The 23,564-nt window shown below is 45.0% G+C and carries 25 protein-coding genes; 12 read left to right on the top strand and 13 right to left on the bottom strand.

Annotation, left to right across the window (positions count from 1 at the left end):
* Positions 1-47 precede the first annotated feature (47 nt).
* On the bottom strand, positions 48-1,019 hold the full coding sequence (gene kdsD, locus L3V37_RS20245; protein WP_005381104.1) for an arabinose-5-phosphate isomerase KdsD: 972 nt from the start codon (positions 1,017-1,019) through the stop codon (positions 48-50).
* 29 nt (positions 1,020-1,048) lie between these two features.
* Positions 1,049-2,014: a calcium/sodium antiporter gene (locus L3V37_RS20250; RefSeq protein WP_005381102.1), complete on the bottom strand. Its 966-nt coding sequence runs from the start codon at positions 2,012-2,014 to the stop codon at positions 1,049-1,051.
* A gap of 374 nt (positions 2,015-2,388) precedes the next feature.
* Here L3V37_RS20250 and mlaF point away from each other — a divergent pair, with 374 nt between their 5' ends.
* The 8 genes from mlaF to L3V37_RS20290 all read left to right on the top strand — a co-directional run bounded on the left by mlaF (position 2,389) and on the right by L3V37_RS20290 (position 7,830).
* A complete protein-coding gene (gene mlaF / locus L3V37_RS20255) occupies positions 2,389-3,192 on the top strand; it encodes a phospholipid ABC transporter ATP-binding protein MlaF (protein ID WP_005388422.1) in 804 nt (267 codons plus the stop codon).
* Entirely contained in the window at positions 3,182-3,973 is a 792-nt protein-coding gene (mlaE, locus tag L3V37_RS20260) for a lipid asymmetry maintenance ABC transporter permease subunit MlaE (protein WP_005381100.1), read from the top strand. Before mlaF ends, mlaE begins: the two co-directional genes overlap by 11 nt.
* 2 nt (positions 3,974-3,975) lie before the next feature.
* Entirely contained in the window at positions 3,976-4,464 is a 489-nt protein-coding gene (gene mlaD / locus L3V37_RS20265; RefSeq protein WP_005381099.1) for an outer membrane lipid asymmetry maintenance protein MlaD, read from the top strand.
* A 2-nt stretch (positions 4,465-4,466) separates the two neighbouring features.
* The gene (mlaC, locus tag L3V37_RS20270; RefSeq protein WP_033907408.1) at positions 4,467-5,105 is read left to right on the top strand and encodes a phospholipid-binding protein MlaC; all 639 of its coding nucleotides are present in this window, start codon (positions 4,467-4,469) and stop codon (positions 5,103-5,105) included.
* On the top strand, positions 5,105-5,425 hold the full coding sequence (locus tag L3V37_RS20275) for a lipid asymmetry maintenance protein MlaB (protein ID WP_005381093.1): 321 nt from the start codon (positions 5,105-5,107) through the stop codon (positions 5,423-5,425). Before mlaC ends, L3V37_RS20275 begins: the two co-directional genes overlap by 1 nt.
* A gap of 3 nt (positions 5,426-5,428) precedes the next feature.
* A complete protein-coding gene (gene ibaG / locus L3V37_RS20280; RefSeq protein WP_005381092.1) occupies positions 5,429-5,683 on the top strand; it encodes a BolA family iron metabolism protein IbaG in 255 nt (84 codons plus the stop codon).
* Positions 5,684-5,692: 9 nt separating this feature from the next.
* Complete coding sequence (gene murA / locus L3V37_RS20285) at positions 5,693-6,949, top strand: UDP-N-acetylglucosamine 1-carboxyvinyltransferase (protein ID WP_130545244.1); 1,257 nt, start codon at positions 5,693-5,695, stop codon at positions 6,947-6,949.
* Between the two features lie 155 nt (positions 6,950-7,104).
* The gene (locus L3V37_RS20290; protein WP_005381088.1) at positions 7,105-7,830 is read left to right on the top strand and encodes a 1-acylglycerol-3-phosphate O-acyltransferase; all 726 of its coding nucleotides are present in this window, start codon (positions 7,105-7,107) and stop codon (positions 7,828-7,830) included.
* 85 nt (positions 7,831-7,915) lie between these two features.
* Here the strand turns inward: L3V37_RS20290 and L3V37_RS20295 are convergent, their stop codons facing one another.
* The 6 genes from L3V37_RS20295 to arcA form a co-directional block, all read right to left on the bottom strand.
* Positions 7,916-8,305, bottom strand: coding sequence for a RidA family protein (locus L3V37_RS20295; protein WP_005381087.1), 390 nt, complete (start codon positions 8,303-8,305; stop codon positions 7,916-7,918).
* 130 nt (positions 8,306-8,435) lie between these two features.
* Positions 8,436-8,897 carry an aspartate carbamoyltransferase regulatory subunit gene (gene pyrI / locus L3V37_RS20300; RefSeq protein ID WP_005381086.1) on the bottom strand — a complete coding sequence of 154 codons (462 nt, stop codon included), beginning with the start codon at positions 8,895-8,897 and terminating at the stop codon, positions 8,436-8,438.
* 15 nt (positions 8,898-8,912) lie between these two features.
* A complete protein-coding gene (gene pyrB / locus L3V37_RS20305; protein WP_137282515.1) occupies positions 8,913-9,842 on the bottom strand; it encodes an aspartate carbamoyltransferase in 930 nt (309 codons plus the stop codon).
* A gap of 86 nt (positions 9,843-9,928) precedes the next feature.
* Positions 9,929-10,024, bottom strand: a complete 96-nt coding sequence (locus tag L3V37_RS20310) for a hypothetical protein (protein ID WP_005381084.1) — start codon at positions 10,022-10,024, stop codon at positions 9,929-9,931.
* A gap of 99 nt (positions 10,025-10,123) precedes the next feature.
* Entirely contained in the window at positions 10,124-11,128 is a 1,005-nt protein-coding gene (locus L3V37_RS20315; protein WP_213871932.1) for an ornithine carbamoyltransferase, read from the bottom strand.
* 156 nt (positions 11,129-11,284) lie between these two features.
* Complete coding sequence (arcA, locus tag L3V37_RS20320; RefSeq protein WP_005381082.1) at positions 11,285-12,505, bottom strand: arginine deiminase; 1,221 nt, start codon at positions 12,503-12,505, stop codon at positions 11,285-11,287.
* Between the two features lie 583 nt (positions 12,506-13,088).
* Between arcA and rraB the strand changes: the two genes are divergently transcribed.
* Positions 13,089-13,502: a ribonuclease E inhibitor RraB gene (gene rraB / locus L3V37_RS20325; RefSeq protein WP_005385523.1), complete on the top strand. Its 414-nt coding sequence runs from the start codon at positions 13,089-13,091 to the stop codon at positions 13,500-13,502.
* Positions 13,503-13,656: 154 nt separating this feature from the next.
* Positions 13,657-14,457, top strand: a complete 801-nt coding sequence (locus L3V37_RS20330) for a hypothetical protein (protein WP_237306899.1) — start codon at positions 13,657-13,659, stop codon at positions 14,455-14,457.
* A 19-nt stretch (positions 14,458-14,476) separates the two neighbouring features.
* On the opposite strand, the gene L3V37_RS20335 is transcribed toward L3V37_RS20330, so the two are convergent.
* The 5 genes from L3V37_RS20335 to pepA form a co-directional block, all read right to left on the bottom strand.
* A complete protein-coding gene (locus tag L3V37_RS20335) occupies positions 14,477-15,382 on the bottom strand; it encodes a bifunctional helix-turn-helix transcriptional regulator/GNAT family N-acetyltransferase (protein WP_017636182.1) in 906 nt (301 codons plus the stop codon).
* 115 nt (positions 15,383-15,497) lie between these two features.
* Positions 15,498-15,902, bottom strand: coding sequence for a DUF2061 domain-containing protein (locus tag L3V37_RS20340; protein ID WP_237306902.1), 405 nt, complete (start codon positions 15,900-15,902; stop codon positions 15,498-15,500).
* 202 nt (positions 15,903-16,104) lie between these two features.
* Positions 16,105-18,963 (bottom strand): valine--tRNA ligase, encoded by a 2,859-nt coding sequence (locus tag L3V37_RS20345; protein WP_237306911.1) that lies wholly within the window; start codon positions 18,961-18,963, stop codon positions 16,105-16,107.
* 96 nt (positions 18,964-19,059) lie between these two features.
* The gene (locus L3V37_RS20350; RefSeq protein WP_031777270.1) at positions 19,060-19,509 is read right to left on the bottom strand and encodes a DNA polymerase III subunit chi; all 450 of its coding nucleotides are present in this window, start codon (positions 19,507-19,509) and stop codon (positions 19,060-19,062) included.
* A gap of 115 nt (positions 19,510-19,624) precedes the next feature.
* Positions 19,625-21,133, bottom strand: coding sequence for a leucyl aminopeptidase (gene pepA, locus L3V37_RS20355; protein ID WP_005381073.1), 1,509 nt, complete (start codon positions 21,131-21,133; stop codon positions 19,625-19,627).
* A gap of 200 nt (positions 21,134-21,333) precedes the next feature.
* On the opposite strand from pepA, the gene lptF reads away from it, so the two are divergent.
* A complete protein-coding gene (gene lptF, locus L3V37_RS20360) occupies positions 21,334-22,434 on the top strand; it encodes an LPS export ABC transporter permease LptF (RefSeq protein ID WP_005381072.1) in 1,101 nt (366 codons plus the stop codon).
* Positions 22,435-22,437: 3 nt separating this feature from the next.
* Positions 22,438-23,508 carry an LPS export ABC transporter permease LptG gene (gene lptG, locus L3V37_RS20365; protein ID WP_005381071.1) on the top strand — a complete coding sequence of 357 codons (1,071 nt, stop codon included), beginning with the start codon at positions 22,438-22,440 and terminating at the stop codon, positions 23,506-23,508.
* Positions 23,509-23,564: the final 56 nt, after the last annotated feature.

A 23,564-nucleotide genomic window follows, 5' to 3' on the forward strand; every position in this document is an offset into this window, starting at 1 on the left:
CATTGCCTTTATTCGTCTAATAAATGATTTAAATGTTTGTGCTGATATTACATCACGCCAGCTTTTAGTAAATCGTGCATGTTCAGTGCACCCACAATTTTTTCGTCTTTACATAAAATCAGAGCGTTAATGTTTTTATTCTGCATCAAGTTCAAACCTTCAACCGCCAGCATATCAGGGTGTGCTGTGGTTGGGTTTGTCGTCATGACCTCGCCAATTGCCGTCGTATGAATATCGATACGCTTGTCTAAGGTACGACGTAAATCACCATCGGTGAATATACCAAGCATAGCATCGTGCTCATCGACGATGGCTGTCATGCCTAACCCCTTTTCTGAAATTTCAAGCAGGGCATCGCGAATTAATGCGTCAGGAGAAACTTTAGGTAACGCTTCTCCAAAGTGCATAATATCAGACAACTTAAGTAGCAGTTTTCTCCCCAGTGCACCACCTGGGTGAGACAGGGCAAAATCTTCGGCAGAAAAACCACGAGCTTGAAGCAGAGCTACGGCTAATGCATCTCCCATCACTAATGTGGCAGTCGTACTGCTAGTTGGCGCCAGGCCTAACGGACAAGCTTCTTGAGGTACCGTGATTTGCAGGTGTAAGTCAGACAGCTTGGCCATATTTGATTCTGGCTTACCTGTCATGCTGATGATCTTAATATTCAGGCGCTTTAATACTGGAAATAGAGACAGAATTTCGTTTGATTCACCAGAGTTAGAAATTGCCAGCACGATGTCACCAGGGCTGATCATACCCAAGTCACCATGTGCGGCTTCGCCTGGATGAACGAAAAACGCCGAAGTCCCAGTGCTTGCCAGAGTGGCGGCAATCTTGTTACCAATATGGCCTGACTTGCCAATACCCATAACGACAACTTTGCCGTTGTTGGAAAGGATAAGTTCACACGCTTTTTCAAATTGATCATCAAAGTAGGTATCTAGCTCTTGCAGAGCAGCAACTTCGATATCAAGAACTTGTTTAGCAGCAGCGCGAAAATCAAATTGATTGGACATATCAGATCTCTACTTATTGATCGTGGTAATTAAGCGGTCATGTTTGCGAATAAGTACACTTGGTAACCTAAGAAGCACACAAACAAGATGGCACCTTCAATACGGTTAATACTGCGTGATTTACCCAAACACATCGCGACAAGTAACAATGAAACGCCTAACATGACCCAGAAGTCACGTCCCATCGCGTACTCACTGAGCACTGATGGATTAATGATGCCAGGAATCCCCATTACCGCCAGAATGTTAAACACATTCGAACCGATAATGTTTCCGACAGCCATGTCGTCTTCACCCTTTAAAACTCCCGCAAGTGATGCGGCCAGTTCAGGCAGGCTAGTGCCAATGGCGATAATAGTTAGACCGATAACAAGGTCGCTCATACCAAAGTGTTTAGCAATAATTACCGCGTTATCAACCAGCATGCTGGCTGCCAAAGGAAGCAGTATCAAGCCAATAACCACCCACATGATTGCTTTAGGGTTACTGACGCCTTCTGGGATCTCTGACTCTTGGTCATCAAGAAAAACATCACCTGATTTTTGCTCTTTGCGGCTGATTTGCAACATAGCAAATAAAAATGCCCCAAAGAGTACAAACAATAAGACACCCTCATAAAAACCGAGATGGCTATTCCAAAGCAGAATACCAGCGAGTACGGTTACGGCTATCATGAGTGGAAGTTCTCGGCGGATGACGGCGGAGCTAATCGACAAAGGCTTGATCAGCGCTGTAATACCTAGGATTAACGCAATGTTCGCTATGTTTGAGCCTAATACGTTACCCACCGCTGTATCTGTTTTACCATCCCAAGCAGCGGTTGCAGATACCATCATCTCAGGGGCGGATGAGCCCATCGCAAGGATTGTCATGCCGATGACAAGCGGGGAAATACCGACGTTGCGGGCTATCGCTGCAGAGCCAAAAACAAGTTTATCTGCACTCCAAACAAGCAAAACAAGACCGACTATAAGCAACGCAACGGCTTCGAGCATGAGAATTCCTAAGTATTAAATAAGTAAAATGAATAACCGCTAATTTTGACCTTTTGCGGCCTAAAATGGAAGATAAACGAAGAATAAATTAAAGGTTAGTAACGAAAATGTATGTAAATCTCACTCATTTAAATGAGCAATTCTGGTCTAGGATTTAAACACTTCGTGCTAATTCGGTCATAAACCATGAGAAATTGCAGGGATATACTCGACTTTATTTAATTGAACAGTGCTTTAAATTCAACGCCAATGTGCTTATGATTGCAGCCTAATAAATGTACCGACGTTACTTTATTAAACGTAGAATTCAACTCCGATGAGTATCTGCTTGATGATTCCGTGAGTTGCAACGCTCCTACAGTAGAAGAGATGATATGTCGAACAACGATTTAGTCACCGTGAACAACCTCACTTTTTCACGGGGAGAACGCATGATCTTTGATGATATTGATCTGCATGTTCCTGAAGGCAAAGTGACGGCCATTATGGGACCATCGGGAATTGGTAAAACAACACTGCTGCGTTTGATTGGTGGTCAGTTGTATCCCGAGCAAGGAGAGATCTGGTTTGATGGCGACAATATTCCCTCTCTCTCGCGTAAAAAACTCTACCATGCTCGAAAGAAAATGAGCATGTTGTTCCAGTCAGGGGCTTTATTCACTGATTTGAATGTTTTTGATAATGTCGCCTTTCCATTGAGAGAGCATACCGATTTATCGGAAGATTTGATTCGCACCATGGTGTTACTCAAGCTCGAAGCTGTCGGTCTACGCGGCGCGGCGCAATTAATGCCGAGTGAGCTTTCAGGTGGTATGGCAAGACGCGCTGCTTTGGCTCGTGCAATCGCACTTGACCCTGACTTGATCATGTACGATGAGCCGTTTGTGGGGCAAGACCCAATCACTATGGGCGTTTTGGTTGAGCTAATTAGCAATCTAAACCAAGCGTTAGGTTTGACCTCTATTGTGGTTTCTCACGACGTACCTGAAGTCATGAGTATTGCTGACTGGGTATACCTGATGGCCGATGGAAAAATCATCGCCTATGGTACGCCAGAAGAGCTGACTCAAAACTCTGATCCTCGTGTCCAGCAGTTCTTACAAGGTGATGCCGACGGTCCTGTACCGTTTCGTTTCCCTTCTCAAAGTATCGAAAAGGACTTATTTGATGGTCGATAACTTCATTCACTTTGTCGCCTCGCTGGGTCGACGCACGCTTTCTATTTGCGGAGCATTTGGTCGTGCGACTTTCATGTTGATTGGGGCGCTATTTTCTAAGCCACAACCGATCAGAAGCTTTCCTCTGCTTGTTAAGCAACTTTATTCTGTTGGTGTTCAGTCGCTGGCGATCATCGTCGTATCTGGTCTGTTCATTGGAATGGTTTTGAGTCTACAAGGCTATGTTGTGTTGGTGGATTACGGCGCAGAAGGCAGTTTGGGGCAAATGGTAGCGCTTTCGTTACTCCGTGAATTAGGACCCGTTGTTACTGCACTTTTGTTTGCTGGTCGTGCCGGTTCTGCGTTAACCGCAGAGATAGGTCTAATGAAAGCAACGGAACAACTGTCTAGCCTTGAAATGATGGCGGTAGACCCATTGAAACGAGTGATTGCACCACGGTTTTGGGCTGGGGTTATCTCAATGCCTTTACTGGCTATGATTTTCATGGCTGTGGGAATTTGGGGCGCTCAGCTTGTTGGTGTTGACTGGAAAGGCGTTGATCACGGCAGTTTTTGGTCAGCGATGCAGTCCTCTGTTGAGCTAGGGCAAGACATTGGTAACAGTATGATCAAATGTTTTGCGTTTGCAATTACGGTTACTTGGGTCGCTCTATTTAACGGTTATGATGCTATTCCAACATCGGAAGGGATCAGCCGAGCAACTACGCGCACTGTTGTGCATTCTTCTTTAGCAGTACTAGGATTAGACTTTGTACTGACCGCATTGATGTTTGGGAATTAATCATGCAACAAACACGTAAAACTGAATTATGGGTTGGCAGCTTTGTATTAGCGGGAATTTGCGCGATTCTTGTGATGATTTTTCAAGTTGCTGACGTAAAAAGCATTGGCTCTGGTGATACTTATACCCTCAAAGCCGAGTTCGACAATATTGGCAGTTTAAAAGTTCGTTCTCCCGTAAAAGTGGGGGGCGTTGTGATTGGTCGAGTAAGTAGTATTTCGCTTAACCCAGACAACTTATTGCCAGTTGTAACACTATCTATCAATAGCAAATACAATCAGTTCCCAGAAACGTCGAGCGTACAAATTTTGACATCTGGCCTGATTGGTGAGCAATACATTGGTTTAGTACCTGGCTTCGTTTTTGATGATGAAGTCATGCTGGTGGATGGTGATACCATCGAAGACACCAAATCGGCGCTTGTGCTTGAAGACTTAATTGGTCAAGTACTATACAGCGTAGGTGGTTCAGACGACTCAAGTAAGGAATAACTATGTTAGCGAGATTACTACTTTCAGTTTGTGCTGTGTTTAGCGTCTTTGGAACAACAGCAGCAGAGGTGGATAAAACTGAACCTTATAAGATGATGAAGCAGGTAGCTGAAGTCACGTTCGAAAGATTGAAAGCCGAACAGCCGAAAATCAAACAAGATCCAAATTTACTTAAAGTGATCGTTGAAGAAGAGCTAATGCCTTACGTCAACTACCGCTATGCAGGGTTAAAACTTCTTGGTCCAAACTTAAAAGGTGCTAAGCGTGAAGATGTACTTGAGTTTATCGATGCATTTCGTGCGTACCTAATTGCGTCTTATGCACAAGTGTTGACGCAATACTCTGACCAAAAAATTGAGTTTGGTCCTGAGCCTAGCATTGATGACTCTAAGCGTATTACAAGCATTAAAGTTGATATCATCGATACTCCGCGTCCAAACATCAAACTTGAGTTTAAACTGCGTAAAGACAACCAGTCTGGTGAGTGGGAAGCATTCGATATGATTGCAGAGGGCATTAGTTTGCTTTCTAGTAAACAATCCGAATGGAACAGTAAAATTCGTCAAGAAGGTATTCTATCTGTTGCTAAAGACCTAGAAAAATTGGCCGCAGAACCGATCCGCTTCGAGGCGAAGAAATAATGGCCCAGACTCCCGCTCAGTGGCAATTGGATCAAAACATTCTTAAGCTAACAGGGGCACTTGATAGAGATACAGTGCCTTCATTGTGGGCGTATGCACAGCAATGGCAACCTGCTCAATCGGAGCTGGAATGCTCGCTAAAAGAGATAGAGCGCGTCGACTCTGCAGGAATGGTGATGTTAATCCACTTATTAGAGCATGCAAAAAAGCAAAACTGTCATATAATGCTCAGTTTCGTGCCGGCGCAACTGCGCACTTTGTTTCAACTGAGCAATGTTGAATCTTTAGTGGCCAAACACATACAGAATTATCAGGGGTAAATTGTGGATAGCGCAAAAGTACAACAGTTATTAGAAGAAGCACTAAACCTTCAAGAAGTGCATGTGAAAGGTGAAGGTAGCCACTATGAAGTGGTTGCTGTTGATGCTTGTTTCGATGGAATGAGCCGCGTTAAGAAGCAGCAGCTAATTTATGCTCCTCTGATGGAATACATCCAGCGTAACGACATTCACGCATTATCAATCAAAGCGTTCACACCAGAAGAGTGGGCTCGTGATAAGAAATTGATGTCGCTTTAAGGTTTATTGATGGAAAAGTTTCGAGTTATTGGGTCAGATAAACCACTAGTTGGTGAAGTGACCATTTCAGGTGCAAAAAACGCAGCACTGCCGATTTTATTTGCGTCTATCTTGGCGGAAGAGCCAGTAGAAGTGGCAAACGTACCACACCTTCGTGATATCGACACAACCATGGAATTGCTTAAGCGTTTAGGCGCGAAAGTAAGCCGCAATGGCTCTGTTCATGTTGATCCAAGCAGTATTACAGAATACTGCGCGCCTTATGATTTAGTGAAAACCATGCGTGCTTCTATTTGGGCTTTAGGTCCTTTGGTGGCGCGCTTTGGTCAAGGTCAGGTTTCTTTACCAGGCGGTTGTGCCATCGGTGCCCGTCCTGTGGATCTGCATATTTCTGGTTTAGAGCAGCTTGGCGCAACCATTACATTAGAAGATGGTTATGTGAAAGCAGAAGTGGATGGTCGTCTAAAAGGCGCGCACATCGTGATGGATAAAGTCAGCGTAGGCGCGACGATCACCATCATGTGTGCCGCAGCGCTGGCGGAAGGCACAACAACACTAGATAACGCTGCGCGTGAGCCTGAAATCGTCGATACCGCTGATTTCCTAAATAAGCTTGGCGCAAAAATCTCTGGCGCTGGCACAGATACCATTACGATTGAAGGTGTTGAGCGCCTAGGCGGTTGTAAACACAACGTGGTTGCTGACCGTATTGAGACGGGAACATTCCTTGTCGCAGCAGCAGTATCTGGCGGTAAAGTGCTATGTCGCAACACTAATGCTCATTTGCTTGAAGCGGTTCTCGCCAAGCTGGAAGAAGCTGGCGCGCTTGTCGAAACGGGTGAAGATTGGATCTCCGTTGATATGACCGACCGCGAGCTAAAAGCGGTAAGTGTACGTACTGCGCCACATCCTGGTTTCCCGACGGATATGCAAGCTCAATTTACGCTTCTGAACATGATGGCTAAAGGTGGCGGCGTGATCACAGAGACTATCTTTGAAAACCGCTTTATGCACGTACCAGAACTCATGCGTATGGGCGCTAAAGCTGAGATCGAAGGCAATACGGTTATCTGTGGTGATGTTGAGTCACTCAGCGGTGCGCAAGTGATGGCAACCGATCTACGAGCTTCGGCTAGTTTGGTTATTGCAGGTTGCATTGCTAAAGGCGAAACCGTCGTTGATCGTATTTACCATATCGACCGTGGTTACGACAAAATCGAAAATAAACTGGCTGCACTTGGCGCAAATATTGAGCGAGTGAGCTAGGCAAGTTAAACTGCACCGCAGGTAACTTGGATATCAAGAGAGCCGAAACCTGAGTTTCGGCTTTTTTATATCACTCTCATGACCATATTTTCCCTTTATGGAAAGAGAGATATTAATAGCTGTATCTGGCAAAAGCCGGTTCCTGGAGAACAAGAATGATTGCACTGTTACGTGTATTTGCTGTCGCTATCTTTGCGATTGTTATGTTTATTGGTGGTTGTGGTTACTGCCTATTAAGCCCTAGAAACCCTAAGCACGTTTTCACTTTTGGCCGTTTGTTTGCCAAGATGTCTCGTGTGTTTGGGATTAAGTTAGAGTTACGTATCCCTGAAGATGCGTATTCACGCGGCCAACATGTTTACATTGCTAACCACCAGAACAACTGGGACATGTTTACTGTTTCTGCGGCTGTGACTCCGAAAGTTGTGACAGTAGGTAAAAAGAGCTTGGCTTGGATGCCACTGTTTGGTCAGCTTTACTGGCTTACGGGTAACATTCTGATTGACCGTGCGAATCGCTCTAAAGCAAAAGGTACTATCGATCAGGTCGTGAGCAGCATGAAAGAAAGTGATGTTTCGGTGTGGATGTTCCCAGAAGGCACGCGTTCTCGTGGTCGTGGTTTGCTGCCATTCAAAACAGGTGCTTTTCATGCGGCAATTGGTGCAGGTGTGCCAATCATTCCTATCGTATGTAGCTCGACGAATAAAATTAAGCTGAACCGTTGGAACAATGGTCATGTGATTGTTGAAATGCTACCTCCAATCAGCACTGAAGGCTATGGTAAAGAGGGCATTCGCGAGTTAGCGAATATCTGTCGTGAACAGATGAAAGAGAAGCTTGAATCGTTAGATGAAGAAGTCAAACAGCGCAACGCTGCTTAAGTTTTACTGCGATATCATCACGAAAAGACAATAAAAAACGGGTAGCCTGAGCTACCCGTTTTTTTATGTTTGTCAGCAAGTGCAATTATTTGCGAACAGCGATTGCTTCAATCTCGATGCCAACATCTTTTGGTAGGCGAGCCACTTCTACACAAGAGCGTGCAGGGTAGTTTGCTACGCCGTGCTCATCAAAGAACTTGCCGTAAACTTCGTTCACTGTGCCAAAGTCATTTAGGTCTTTAACAAAAACCGTTAGCTTTACAATATCAGATACTTTAAGACCTGAAGATTCAACTACAGCCTTTACGTTTTCTAGAGACTGACGAGCTTGTTCTGCGATATCAGCAGACACTTCACCTGTCGCTGGGTTTACTGGGATTTGGCCTGAAGTAAGAACCATGTTACCTAGATCTACGCCTTGAACGTAAGGACCGATTGCTGCTGGTGCAGACTCAGTGTGAAGTACTTTCGTCATTTGATTTTTTCCATCAGTTGTAGGGAATAAAGATTCTCAGTTTGCCTCTAAACCCTCGGTAGGTAAAGAGCAAAATACCCTGACATTACAGGGTATTTTAAACGTATCACAGCCTAGTCGTGCGGCGTGTTTATCGCTCGGTTACGATCTCGCGTGAGAACACTTTCTCGCAGTATTTACACTTTAGGCGGATTTCTTGTTTCTTCTCGAACACGCTAAAGCTGCTTTCTACTGGTTCATTATGAGAAATACAGTTTGAATTCGGGCATTCAAATACATCATTGATGCGCTCAGGAAGCTCTAACGCGAGCTTTTTCACCACTTCATAATTCTCGATTTGATTCACGGTCGCGTGAGGAGCATACAACGCTAGCTTGCTCGCTTGCTCTTCATTGATAAACACATTTTCGATTTTGAGTAGATCTTTATGACCGAGTGCTGATGATGGCAAGTTCAGTCCAATCGTTACGCGTTGTGATGAATTGTGCATATCGAACAGTCTTAATACTTTGATGCCGATTTGCGCAGGGATGTGGTCGATGACCGTACCATTTTTGATTGCTTCTACCTGCAATTGAGTTTCTTTAGCCATGATTTTTCCCCTCGATTACAGTGTTTCGTTTAGAACAAGCGCCAGCAGTGCTTGGCGAGCATACACGCCATTTTGAGCTTGCTGGAAGAAGTAAGCATGAGGCGTTTTATCAACATCAGTTGTGATTTCATCCACACGTGGTAGTGGGTGCAGCACTTTCAAGTTCTCACGCGCGCCTTCTAGTAGTGCCGCCGTTAGGATGTAAGCCGACTTAATATGTGCGTATTCCGATTCGTCAAAACGTTCTTTCTGTACGCGTGTCATGTACAGAATATCCAGTTCAGGAATCACACTTTCCATGTCTGTGTGTAGGCTATATTGAATGCCAGATTCGTCTAATTCTTCGCAGATGTAATCTGGCATTGCCAGCGCATCTGGTGCAACAAAGAAGAAGCGGATGTTGTTAAACTTTGCTAAGGCTTGAGTCAGTGAGTGCACTGTGCGGCCATATTTTAGGTCACCTACGAATGCGACGTTCAGGTTGTCTAGACGCCCTTGTGTTTCCGCGATGGTGTATAGGTCGAGTAGCGTTTGAGTTGGGTGTTGGTTTGCACCGTCGCCCGCGTTGATCACTGGCACGCCATTTGAAAATTCAGAGGCCAAGCGAGCGGCGCCTTCTTGTGGATGACGCATCACAAAGGCATCGACGTAAGAAGAGATGACTTGTACTGAATCTGCGAGTGTTTCGCCTTTTTTCGCCAGAGAGGTATTACCATCATTATCAAAGCCAATCACGTCACCACCAATGCGCTGAATCGCTGTTTCAAACGATAAACGTGTACGTGTTGATGGTTCAAAGAAACAACTTGCAACGACTTTGTTTTTAATCAGTTCTGGTCGAGGTGCTTTTTTAAGGCTACCTGCTGTTTCTACGATAAGTTCCAGTTCTTCGCGTGAAAGCTCTGGAATAGAGATGATGTGCTTCTGGTAAAGCGAGTTCGCCATGATCTTCTTCCCTATAACATTGATGACTACATCCAAATAACCGAAAGGAATTTTGGACATAAAAAAACCTCCCCAATGGGGAGGTTTTAAAATTCAATAGAATTAACGAAAATAACACCACGTAAGCGTAGTCGCTTAGCGAGAGCAAATCGCGTTTTTACGTCAGCAATCAGCGTGGTCATTTCATAATCCTCAGACAAATTGCCGAGCATTATACGCTTAACTTTCGTGAGCGCAAGCGATTACATCATGGTTTTTAGCGGCTGTTTTTGCGCGCTGGTTTAGCTTCCTAGCGTCGCAACCATCACGGCTTTGATGGTATGCATACGGTTTTCAGCTTCGTCGAATACGATGGAGTATTCCGATTCAAATACCTCTTCTGTTACTTCAAGGCCTTTCATACCGTATTTTTCAGCGACTTCTTTGCCGACGGTGGTTTCATCATTATGGAAAGCTGGAAGGCAGTGCATGAATTTCACATGTGGATTACCCGTTTGCTTAATCACGTCCATATTGATTTGATAAGGTGTCATTAACGCTACACGTTCATCCCATGCCTCGGCAGACTCACCCATAGACACCCAAACGTCGGTGTATAGGAAGTCACAACCTTTCACACCTTCCTCAACGCTTTCTGTTAACGTGATTTTTGCTCCGGTTTGTTGCGCGATAGTTTGACAAGTTGCCACGAGCTCTTCTTCAGGCCAGAACGCTTTTGGCGCGACAAGGCGAATATCCATGCCCATTTTCGCTGCGCCCACCATAAGTGAGTTACCCATGTTGTTGCGTGCATCACCTAGGTAAGCGAAGGTTATTTCATGTAGCTGTTTACCACGGCCGTGCTCTTGCATGGTCAGGAAGTCAGCAAGGATCTGGGTTGGGTGGAACTCATCCGTTAAACCATTCCACACTGGAACACCAGCATAAGTACCAAGCTCTTCAACAATGGATTGGCCAAAGCCTCGGTATTCAATCCCGTCGTACATACGACCAAGAACACGAGCGGTGTCTTTCATCGATTCCTTATGACCAATCTGCGAGCCAGAAGGGCCGATGTAAGAGACTTGAGCACCTTGGTCAAAGGCAGCGACTTCAAACGCACATCGGGTACGAGTCGAAGATTTCTCAAAGATTAGTGCGATGTTTTTACCTTGAAGTTTCTTCTGCTCTGTTCCTGCATATTTAGCTTTTTTCAGCTCTGCAGACAGTTCGAGCAAAAACTGGATTTCTTTGGTTGAGAAGTCCAATAGCTTCAAAAAGTTGCGGTTACGTAAATTGAAAGCCATAGCTCGTCCCTTAGTACATGTGATTAGATTAATAGAATTCATTAAAACATATAAATGTTTTTATTGTGAATAATTATTTTTAATTGAAGCTAAAAAAGGTTGATGTACTCACATCAACCTTAGTTTTGATTCACCTAATGTAAAGGGACGAGTAAGTTATATATCGTCTCGTTCTATTGGACAGCTCATACAGCGAGCGCCACCGCGACCACGACCAAGCTCATTACCGGGTACTGTCAGTACTTTGATGCCAGCTTTATCGTATTTTTCGTTCGTGTATACGTTGCGTTCGTAACCAATTACTACGCCCGGTTTTACAGTTAGAACGTTATTGGCGTCATTCCATTGTTCGCGTTCCGCTTCATAGCTGTCGCCACCAGTGGTGATGATTTTCAGCTGATCTAAGCCAAGAGCGGACTCAATCGCGTGCAGATAGTTATGTGAGGCTTCAACATGCATTTCACCGTTGCCTTTTGGTGTTAAGCGCCATGTGTCGAGATCTTTGCGCATGATCTCTGGGTAGACAGAGAAAGTATCTACATCCATATGGGTCATCACAGTGTCTAAATGCATACATGAGCGGTGTTTAGGCAGATCAATTGCAATCACCTCGGTAGCTTGGCCTGCTTTAAATAGGCTCGCTGCAAGGTTCTCTACACCTTGAGCAGTTGTACGCTCAGACATACCGATAAGAACTGCACCTTTACCAATAACCAACACATCACCGCCTTCGACATTCGCATTATCATAATGCAGATCATCGTCACCGAAGTATTTGATAAAATCTTGGCCAGCAAAAATTGGGTGCCAACGATAAATCGCACGTAAGTGGTTTGTTTCACGTTGGCGTGCAGGCATCATCATTGGGTTGAGCGATACACCACCATAAACCCAACATGAGGTATCACGAGTGAATAGGTGATTAGGCAGTGGCTCAATAACAAAGTCGAGAGGACGCTTCATTTTTGGCAGCATAGAAGATGAGGAGATCGGTAGCTCTGAGTAAGCTAAGCCACCTAAAAATATGCAGGCAAGATGTTCATCATCCATTTCTGAAAAGTATTGGCGCAGGTCTCGCGCAAATGTTGGCCCGTAGCGAAAGTCAGAAATCTGAGTGTTCAGCAGCCATTGTTTTGCTTCTGGAACAGCGAGGGTTTCGACCAGTAAATCGTGGAGGAGAAGCACTTCAACGTCTTGCTCGCGCAGCGTACGTGCGAATGCATCGTGCTCTTCACCTGCCGCTTCTACAGCAAGAACGTCATCAAATAGCAACTCATGACAGTTTGACGGAGTTAAGTGGGTTAGGGCGCGTTCAGGGCGATTTAATAGAACTCGTCGAAGTTGACCAACTTCTGATCCAACGTACAGCTTGCTCATTTTGTATCCTTACAAATTTTCCAGCCATTAGTTATGACAAGCTTCCTAGAAAGATGCAAGTTATCAAGCTTTGTTTATATTCTGATGTTTTTGACTTTGTGAGTTTTTTATTTTTATTTTGATTCTTATTAAATTTATTATTAGATATAAATACTATTTTACTAAAATTAGAATGCGTGCGTTTTTATTCTAATTTTCCCGTTGAGAAAGAATACACGCACAGTGCATAAAACGTGCATTTTTATTCTAAATTATGCATTATTAAAGTGAATTTATTCGTTATGCTTCTTCGTTTTACACGTGAGTGTATTCAAGAAAGCATCATAAACACGCATAGAAAGAGAAAATAACCACATTAAGTGTCAATTAGGATGTTCTGAATATTAAAAAATGCCATTCTTTGTTAATTTTTTGTTTCTTTGTGTGGTCGGTTTAATATTTAGATTCAAATAACCGATAAGAATCGCAGTGGTATGATGTTTGTTTGTGGCTTTTCATCGCAATCCATGCCATATTTCACCGGATCAGCATACTCAGTATCGGGTATTGTGTTTCCATCAAGTAACTAATCTGGAGCCAAAACATGTCTCACGAAGATGAATATCTATCAGTAGAAGAATTAATTGAGATTCAAAAGGAAGAGACTCGCGATATCATTGCAGCATTGCTAGAAGATGGCAGCGATCCAGATTCGCTATACGAAATTGAGCACCACCTGTTTGCAGAAGATTTTGACACTCTGGAAAAAGCGGTAGTTGAAGCATTCAAGATGGGCTTTGAAGTTCTTGAAGCAGAAGAAACTGAAGATGAAGATGGTAACAAGTTGCTTTGCTGTGATGCGACTATGGAGTCCGCACTAGACGCAGAAGCGATTGATGCGCAAGTTGAAAAACTGATTCACTTGGCAGAAAAATACGACATCATCTATGACGGTTGGGGTACGTACTACGAAGGCGAAGATGCGCTTTACCCTGAAGAAGATGAAGACGGCGAGTAATCAAAGCTCACTACTTTTGGAAAAACCAGCGTTTAACGCTGGTTTTTTTATACCTTGAAAAACTGACGAATGTGGAGACGATAAATAATTCACATTGAGTTTATAGGGGATTTCTCCCTATAATGCGTGAAAATTGATCTAGCTCAAGGTGTATATGCAACTCTCACTCGCCGGTTTATGGCAAGTCTCTCCACTGACGGACCTTTCTATCCCACAGGATGACATTACTTTCCCTGCTCCTTTGAGTCAGGTATTGCCAGCTGAACTGACAGAAGAAGCAATTCGTCAGCAAGAGTGGCACCTGATGCATGACATTGAAGTGGACGAATCCATGATGGCATTCCCAGCGGTAGAAATGGTGTTGGGTGGTGTGGATTACCATGCAGAAGTGCGTTTGAACGGAGTAGCATTGTTTGACTGTGACGGTTCTCAAAATGTCTACAAGAAAGACATTCGCCCGTTCATGCAGATGGGGCGCAACCGTTTTGAGATCCTATTCCTTGAGGAAGAAGAAGATCTTCTGTTGGATGAGGATAAACCGGAGTTGTGTTCACTTGCAGATCATGAATACCAAAAGAGTGACGAGCGCTTAGGGGTATGGCAAGAGCCGTATCTGCAGTTTATTCGCAATGTGCGTTTAGACCGCGTGGCAACCGAGCAGATTTGGCACCACGGTGGTGGTTGCGAGTTTAAAGTAGACTTGTACTACCAAACTTTTGCGCCGGGTTTAGTATCGGCATCGGTTAAGTTCAATGGCATGACTTACCATATTCCTATTGATGTCCGAGCGGAGCATGCGAGCGCTTTATTCCAGATCGAAGCGCCAAAGTATGCCGATCTTACTGATCCTGAGCCAAGTGATCTCTACCAGTTGTCTGTTGAGTTGGATGGGCAGCACCAAAACTTCACTGTTGCCTTGAGCCAGGAGCTTTGTGTTACCCATGTTGTGCTTTAACGTCTAATAATATTATCTATTACAGCATCTTAAGCATTACGACTTCACATGCATCATGCCCTGTTTGTCCAAGCGGGGCATCGAGATGCTCAAAGCCTAGCTTTTCATACAAGCTTACCGCTTCTCTCAGACATTCAGTTGTCTCTAAATAGCACTGCTGATACCCAAATTGTTTCGCCAATTGTAAGCTCAATGCGACGATGCGTTTGGCTAAACCGTGTCCTCGTGTTTGAGGTAAGAAGTACATCTTTTGTAGTTCACACACATTTGGCTCGCCAGCTAAAGGGGCAAAGCCACCGCCACCAACGATCTCTCCGCGATGTTCAATGACCCAATAGGCGGCCCTGTTTTGATTGTAAACCGAATACATATCATCAAGCGTTGGATCGGCCACACCATAACCTTTGTCTGCGGTTAAGCCGTATTCTGCAGAGACTTTACGAATCACATCTGCGACTTGCGGGTTGTCTGCTTTAGTAAGAGGTCGAAGAACGTATTCCTCAGCCTGACACACTTTTGTTAGCCCTTTTAGGTAAGTCTCTAGACCAAGTTTGAGTTGCTCTTGCTCGCTGTCATCGAGCTGGGTAAGCAGTTGTTCAAAGAAGTGGTTTTGCTGTTGGTCCAGTTGCGATAACGCCTGTTGGCCTTGCTCTGTAATCGCGACGAGTTGACTACGTTTGTCTTTTGGGTTTTCGATGCTCTCGACCAAACCTAATTTAATCAAACCAGTAACGGTTCGGCTCGCGTTGGACTTGTCGACATTAAGCTGCTGTGCCAGCTGATTGATGGTCAATGGCTGCAATTGGATTTCACCCAATGCGTGCGCTTGCACTGGAGTGAGAGCGACATCGCCGCATTGTTTATCAAGCATACCAAGCAATCGGACGGCTTGACGGGAGTAGTGTCGAAGTTGACGAGCGTTCATTATCACTTACCTCTAAAAATAAAGTTGCGCACCGCAATTAAATTAATTGCGGTGCGCAACCTTGTCAATGGTAAATGTCATTTTTCTCGTTAGGAGACGTAGTGAGCCTCCATGTTTAAGCGTGGTGATGTAAACAAAACTGCGGTGCTGGAGCTTTTTCTGATGATTTACGCATCCATACTTTCTCGTGGAAGTAGTAAGCCACCGTGTTCAAACTCGGCTCTAGCATCGCCATTACGCCGCCGACGAATGCATCACCTGTTAGTAAGTAAACCACGGTAAAAGCGACGCTGAAGTGCACGGTCGCAAAGCTTGCGGTTTTTAATTTGGTCATCCACTGACGATCTTTAAGTGCTGGGACTTTTGCCCATGCCTTTTCATGAAAGTAGAAGGCTACGGTGTTCACTGAAGGCTCAATCATGGCAATTAAACTACCAATTAGAATGTCGCCTGTGAGTACGTAAGCGACACTAAATGCGATAGTAAAATGCAGTGCTGCGAAAGTTAGTGTCTTTTTCATGATAATTACTCAATCGTGTTTGTTTCGATGAGTTCATTATCGATAATAATTCTCATTAATGCTAATGGGTAATGAGTATTGTTGTGATAGGGGGAAGCTATTGATGATGGTTTTGGTGAAATGTATACAAAAAAGGTTGGCCATGATGACCAACCTTTTGAACCAAAAGTGAGAAGTGTTAATTCTTCTCTTTCACTGAGGCTTAAAGCGCAGCGATCGTTGTCTTCTGCTCTTCTAGCTTAGCTAGCGTTTCTTTGTAGCCTTCAAGCTTCTCACGCTCTTTAGCAACAACTGCTTCAGGAGCTTTCGCTACGAAGCCTTCGTTACCTAGTTTGCCTTCGATACGCTTGATTTCGCCGTGAGTTTTCTTGATTTCGCCATCCAGACGAGCAAGCTCAGCGTCTTTGTCGATCAGACCTGCCATTGGGATCATCAACTCAGACTTACCAACCAGTGCTGTCGCACATGCAGGAGTTTGTTCGCCAGTTTCAAGGACGCGTACTGCTTCTAGTTTCGCTAGTGACATCAGCACTTGCTTGCTTGCTTCTAGACGAGAGGCATCTTCTGCATTTGCTGCTTTCAGCATAACGTCAAGCGGCTTACCAGGGTTGATGTCGTATTCAGCACGTAGGTTACGGATGCTGGTAATGAACGCTTTCACCCATTCAATGTCGTCTAGCGCTTCTTGGTTGAAGTTTGCTTTGTCGAATTGAGGCAGTGCTTGCAGCATGATTGTCTCGCCTTCTACACCTTCAACTAATGGCTTGATGCTTTGCCAGATAGTTTCAGTGATGTAAGGAATCACTGGGTGAGCTAGACGTAGCGTCTTCTCAAGAACCGTGATGAGTGTACGGCGAGTACCACGCTGTTGTGCTTCAGTACCTTTCCATAGAACTGGCTTAGTAAGCTCTAGGTACCAGTCACAGAATTGGTTCCAGATGAATTCGTAAAGCGTGTTCGCAGCCATATCTAGACGGAAGTTGTCGATATGGTTGTTGAACGCTTTCGCTGCAAGTTCAAACTGAGACTCGATCCACTTGTCTGCTAGTGAGTATTCAATCTCACCACCGTTGAAGCCACAATCTTGCTCTTCTGTGTTCATCATTACGTAACGGCTTGCGTTCCATAGTTTGTTACAGAAGTTACGGTAACCCTCAAGACGCTTCATATCCCAGTTGATATCACGACCTGTTGATGCCATTGCTGCAAGAGTGAAACGCAGTGCATCTGTACCGTATGCTTCGATACCGTTTTCAAACGTCTTACGAGTGTTCTTCTCGATCTTCTTCGCTAGTTGAGGCTGCATCATGTTGCCACAACGCTTCTCTACGAGAGACTCTAGGTCGATACCATCGATCATGTCGATTGGATCAAGGACGTTACCTTTCGACTTAGACATCTTGTCGCCGTTTTCGTCACGGATTAGACCAGTAACGTAAACCGTCTTAAATGGTACTTGTGGCTTGCCGTTTTCGTCTTTCACGAAGTGCATGGTCATCATGATCATGCGCGCAACCCAGAAGAAGATGATGTCGAAACCAGTTACTAGTACGTCTGAAGGGTGGAATACTTTCAGATCGTCAGTTTGCTCTGGCCAACCTTGAGTACCGAACGTCCAGAGTGCAGAAGAGAACCACGTATCCAGTACGTCTTCGTCTTGGTGCAGTTCAATGACTGACTCTAGGTTGTTGTTCTTACGAACTTCTTCTTCAGTGCGACCTACGTAAACATTACCTTGGTTGTCGTACCAAGCTGGGATGCGGTGCCCCCACCATAGCTGACGAGAGATACACCAGTCTTGAACGTCACGCATCCAAGAGAAGTACATGTTTTCGTACTGCTTAGGAACGAATTGGATGTCGCCGTTTTCTACTGCTTCAACTGCAGTTTTCGCTAGAGGCGCAGTACGTACGTACCATTGGTCAGTTAGCATTGGTTCGATAACCACGCCACCACGGTCGCCGTAAGGAACTTGTAGATCGTGATCTTTCACTTCTTCAAGTAGACCTAGCTCGTCGAATTCAGCAACGATAGCTTTACGAGCGGCAAAACGCTCCATACCGTGGTATTTAGCTGGTAGTTCAGTGCTGTAAGCTTCGCTTGCTTCGCCGTTAGTGTTGAATACTTCTGCTGAGTCGCGGATGTTCGCGTCGAAAGTCAGAATGTTGATCATTGGTAGCTGGTGGCGCTTACCTACTTCGTAGTCGTTGAAGTCGTGCGCAGGTGTGATTTTCACACAGCCAGTCCCTTTTTCCATATCTGCGTGCTCATCGCCCACGATTGGGATGCGACGATCAACGATAGGAAGGATGATTTCTTTACCGATAAGATCTTTGTAACGTGGATCTTCTGGGTTAACTGCAACACCCGTATCGCCTAGCACGGTCTCTGGACGAGTCGTTGCAACAACGATGTAGTCTTTGCCATCCGCTGTTTTAGCGCCATCTGCTAGTGGGTAGCGGAAGTGCCACATGTGGCCTTTAGTGTCTTTGTTTTCTACTTCTAGATCTGAAATCGCGGTGTGTAGCTTTGGATCCCAGTTAACTAGACGCTTACCGCGGTAGATTAGATCGTCTTCGTATAGACGTACGAACACTTCTTGAACGGCGTTAGATAGACCATCGTCCATCGTGAAGCGTTCACGATCCCAGTCTACAGATGCGCCAAGACGACGAAGCTGCTTAGTGATAGTGCCGCCAGATTCGCCTTTCCATTCCCAGATTTTGTCGATGAAAGCTTCACGACCGTAATCGTGTTTTGTTTTGCCTTCTTCTGCAGCGATCTTACGCTCAACAACCATCTGAGTTGCGATACCAGCGTGGTCAGTACCTACTTGCCAAAGGGTGTTTTTACCCTTCATACGTTCACAACGGATAAGCGTATCCATGATCGTATCTTGGAACGCGTGGCCCATGTGTAGGCTACCAGTGACGTTCGGTGGCGGGATCATGATGCTGTATGATTCTTTAGTAGTGTCACCGTGTGGCTTAAAGTAGCCTTTCTCTTCCCAAGTCTGATACAGAGCTTGTTCGATTGAAGTTGGGTTGTATGTCTTTTCCATAGCGCTCTTTTAATGGATACGTTGATGGTTGAATCTTAGTCAATCTTTATAAGTGAGGGATCTTAACAAGATCGCCTTAACTATAAGGATTGACCGTTAAGGATATTGAATTTCGATCGTTTGCAGCTGGTAACCTGCTTGACGGTAAATTTTATATCTTTCTCTTGCGAGTTGTTTAGCTTTTTCTTCGCAGGGCACGAAGTCTACCACTTGAGCAAACTTGTTCGCAAAGGTTGTCTCATTTTCCGCCAAATTAATTACCAGCTGACGGTTCCAATTAGGTTTTACACCTTCATGGCCGATTTCAATGTTGGTGGCGTATTTCGGTCCCTCGCCTACGAGGTTATGTGCCATGAACTTGTCTGCATCAACTTGCCAAAAGGCTTCAGCGAGCTGCTCGGCGTGTGGTTTGTCTTGGCAGTTTAAATACACTTTAGCGCCTTGGCGAGCAAAGTGCTGAGCCAAAAACACGATGTACTCTTCAAAGCCAGCCACCGTTGCTTGCGGGCTCTCTTCGTTAATGATGTAGAAGGTTGCAGTTTGCATCATTCTCTCACTTGCCTTGGGTCTCTTCCTAAGACCATCTTAAGCCCCACTTTCATTTTAGAAAATTAGGATAATAAAAAAGGGCCTTGCGGCCCTTTTAGATTCTGTTCAGAAATTACTCTTCTGTCTCTTGGCCGCTGCGGTTCAAAAGGAATTGGACAAGCATTGAGACAGGACGGCCCGTTGAGCCTTTCGCTGCGCCTGATTTCCACGCGGTACCTGCGATATCGACGTGTGCCCAGTTGTACTTCTTCGCGAACTTAGATAAGAAGCAACCCGCAGTAATTGTGCCACCAGGGCGACCACCAATGTTTGCCATATCCGCAAACGGGCTCTTCAACTGTTCGTGGTACTCGTCTGCCATTGGTAGACGCCATGCACGGTCACTCGCTTGCTCAGAAGCGTTTACTAGCTCATGAGAAAGAGGGTTGTGGTTAGAGATTACGCCGCTGATATGGTGGCCTAGTGCGATAACACAAGCACCAGTTAGCGTTGCAACGTCAACCACGCAGTCTGGTTCGAAACGCTCTACGTAAGTCAGTGCGTCACAAAGAACAAGACGGCCTTCAGCATCCGTGTTCAGAACTTCTACAGTTTGACCAGACATGGTCGTTAGGATGTCACCTGGACGGTAAGCGTTGCTGCCAGGCATGTTTTCACAGCCCGCTAGAACACCAATAACGTTGATTGGTAGGTTTAGCTTCGCTAGCGCTTTCATTGTACCGAATACCGATGCCGCACCACACATGTCGTACTTCATCTCATCCATACCTTCGCCCGGCTTTAGAGAGATACCGCCTGAGTCGAAGGTTAGACCTTTACCTACGAGCACAATCGGTTTTGCATCTGAGTCAGGGTTACCTTTGTACTCGATGATAGACATCATAGATTCGTTTTTAGAACCACGGCCTACTGCTAGGTAAGAGGTCATACCCAGTTTTTCCATCTCTTGCTCACCAATAATTTTGGTGGTTACGGTTTCGTAATCGTCCGCTAGACGACGAGCTTGAGAAGCAAGGTAAGCTGGATTAGCTACGTTTGGCGGCATGTTGCCAAGGTCTTTTGAGGCTTTGACACCTGATGCGATAGCAAGACCATGAGTGATTGCTTTTTCACCCAAGTTCAATTCACGACGCGTTGGTACGTTGAAAACAAGCTTGCGCAGTGGGCGGCGAGTCTCAGGTTTCACGCTCTTGAATTGATTAAATGTGTATAGACCATCTTTAGTCGCTTCTACAGCCTGGCGCACTTTCCAGTATGTATCACGACCCTTAACATGCAGTTCAGTTAGGAAACATACCGCTTCCATTGAGCCTGTCTCGTTAAGTGTGCTGATCGTCTTTTGAATGATTTCCTTGTACTGGCGCTCGCCAAGTTCACGCTCTTTGCCGCAACCGACAAGTAAAACGCGCTCTGACAAAACACCTGGTACTTGATGCAGTAGCAGCATCTGACCAGGTTTACCCTCTAGATCACCACGGCGAAGTAGTGAACTGATGTAACCGTCACTGATTTTATCAAGTTGTTCGGCTACTGGAGAAAGGCGACGTGGTTCAAACACACCAACAACGATACATGCGCTACGTTGTTTCTCTGGACTGCCACTTTTTACACTGAACTCCATGCGTACTCCTACATCCTGAAGACAAATTGCTCTAAATGTTAGATAATGATCGCTTACTTGTTGAATTTTAGCTCCAGGCTTACATGCAGAGCTGATTAAGCGACTAACATCTAGTTTATAATTTTTAAAAAAATAAATGGTTCAACGGGAAACTATAGTGATTCGACCAAAAAAACAAGTTTTGTATAGGTAATTTCAGCGTGATTATTGTTAGATATTTGATCCGCGAAACACTCAAGAGCCAATTTGCGATTTTTTTCGTACTTTTTTTGGTGTTTGTAAGCCAGAAATTCATAAGTGTTCTTGCTGATGCTTCTGATGGGGATATTCCTGCTGGATTGATTTTCTCGATTGTTGGTTTGAACATGCCAGCAATGGGTCTGTTAATGCTGCCTTTAAGTCTGTATATCGGCATATTGATCACATTTGGTCGTCTGTATGCAGAGAGCGAAATTGTCGTAATGAACGCGACAGGTATTGGTAATAAATTCTTGGTTCAAGCGGCCTTATACCTAGCGTTGATTACTTCAGCGGTGGCGGCTTTCAATGCGTTGTGGCTATCGCCGTGGTCTCAAGACCGCGTTGAGCAGCTTTATGAGCAGGTAGCGTCAGAAAACAGCGTTGACCTACTTAAAAAAGGTCAGTTCCAAGGTACACCAGACGGTTCATCGGTTGTGTTCATCGATGACATTAAAGACAATACCTTGAGCAACGTTTTTGTTGCGCAGATGCGCCCTCGAGATTCAGTGTTACCGAGTGTGATGTTCTCATCTTCTGGTGAAGTAAAAGAGCTTTCGGACGGTCGTCAGATCATCACTATGAAAGAAGGTACGCGTTATGAAGGTGTGCCTACTCGCGTTGAATATATGATCACGAAATTCGATGAATACGAAGGTGTTATCGGCCAACGTGAGGTCAAAAAGAAAGGGCGAGACTGGGAAGCATACCCAACGGTTGACTTGATAGGTCACCCAGATCCAGAGGCGCAAGCGGAGCTACAATGGCGAATTTCGTTATTTGTGTGTATTCCACTCTTAACGATGCTCGTTATTCCTTTGTCTGCGGTGAATCCGCGTCAGGGACGGTTTGCCAAAATGGGGCCTGCGATTCTGATCTATCTAGCGTATTTCTTGGCGATCAGTGCAACCAAATCTGCATTAGAAGATGGTGATATCCCGGCTGCTATTGGTATGTGGCCAATCAATGCGATGTTGCTGATTGTTGCTATCATGGCGAATATGATGGACAGCGTTGCTGCTAGACGAATAAAAGACAAATTCCGCAAGAAGAGGCTCGCGTAAGCTGTGTTCAAAATCTTAGACCTTTACATCGGTAGAACCATCATCTCTACCACTGCCTTGGTTTTAGCGACGTTTGTTGGCTTATCGGGCATCATCAAATATGTAGAACAGCTACGTAAAGTAGGGCGAGGTGTGTACGACCTCACTCATGCGTTGTACTTTGTGTTACTCAGTGTGCCGCGTGATATCGAAATGTTCTTTCCAATGGCGGCATTACTCGGTGCCCTGATCGGCTTAGGTATGTTGGCTTCAAGCTCTGAGCTGGTGGTGATGCAAGCTGCTGGTTTCTCTAAGCTGGATATCGGGTTATCGGTACTAAAAACGGCCGTCCCGCTCATGATTGTCGTTATGGCGTTAGGTCAATGGGGCGCTCCTGAGGCCCAGAAGATGGCCCGTGACTTACGTGCGTTTGCGATATCAGGTGGTAGCATTGTGTCTGTGCGCTCAGGTGTGTGGGCTCGTGACGCAAACGACTTTATCTTTATCGGTAAAGTCGAAGACGACAAGCTTTATGCTTTAAATATGTGGCGTTTTGATGATGATAAGAATCTACAAAAAGTTATTTTTGCCGAAGAAGTCGACTACCAACAAGATAACAACTGGCTGATGCGCTACGTACAAATTACGGACATGGAAAATGAAAACGTAATTTCGAAGCAAGACATCGAACAGATGGAGTGGCACACCTCTTTGGCACCAGATAAGCTAGCAGTAGTGACCGTGAAGCCAGAAGAACTGTCATTGAGCGGTTTGTATGATTATGTGACTTACCTAAAAGCATCGGAACAAGATGCATCTCGCTATGAGTTGGCGTTTTGGCGTAAGTTGACTCAGCCGCTTTCAATTGCTGTGATGATGTTAATGGCGCTATCTTTTGTTTTCGGTCCACTCAGAAGCGTGACCATGGGGGCAAGGGTATTGTCGGGCGTGGTTGCCGGGTTTACTTTTTACATATCCAGTGAGTTCTTTGGGCCATTAAGCTTGGTGTATGGCATATCCCCAGTGTTTGGTGCTTTGGCCCCGAGTTTGGTGTTCTTAGCTATTGCGATTGCATTGCTACGAAGAAAGCTATAACTGAAGCATCATCGAATAAACCAAGTTTTACCGAACCAAATGTAAAAGGAAGGCGT

The organism is Vibrio sp. D54 (assembly GCF_021728075.1).
GTDB classification, from domain to species: Bacteria; Pseudomonadota; Gammaproteobacteria; order Enterobacterales; family Vibrionaceae; genus Vibrio; species Vibrio alginolyticus.